Raw genomic sequence first — 543 nt, forward strand, 5'->3', positions numbered from 1 at the left:
TAGTAGCTCCTTTGTGTGACAGATCTTGTCAGCGATATTGAGGTAGATGTCACCGTCAACTTCTTTTATAACGAATGCTTTCGTCTTTCTGCTGAAGTAGACTTCTTTTCCCTGTTCAACAGGGATATAGCAACGATTTTGGAATCGGATATGGTGTCTACGATCCACGACTCTCTCCGCCAGTCTAGCTAGAATGAGATTTCGTTCAGAGGGCTTAGGAGCCACCTCGAAGACAGAGAGTTTTGTCTTGTTTCCAAACTGTTCATTAAAGGTTTGAATGTAGGAAAGAAGGAAGGTATTGGCTTCTTCCGAGGTATGAATATTGTTTCGTTCCAGTTCAATAGGCAGGCGAGATTGTAGTGCCTGATTGAGTCTTTCGACTCTCCCTTTAGTTTGAGGGATAGCGGTTGTCTCAAGGAGAATCCCCAGTTGGTGACAGGCGTATCCAAACTGTGTATGGGTATCGTCCTCCATTTTCTTAGAGTTGGAGGCTTGATAGGTAAAGACTGTTCTCTTATCTGTTTTAATTTGAAGGGGAATACC

At 43.3% G+C, this 543-nt stretch carries 1 pseudogene; it reads right to left on the reverse strand.

Annotated elements, in window-relative coordinates:
• A pseudogene (locus tag HT691_RS11005) lies at nt 1-543 on the reverse strand (ISNCY family transposase); the annotation flags it as partial.

It is taken from the genome of Streptococcus sp. 477 (assembly GCF_013277295.1).
GTDB classification, from domain to species: domain Bacteria; phylum Bacillota; class Bacilli; order Lactobacillales; family Streptococcaceae; genus Streptococcus; species Streptococcus pseudopneumoniae.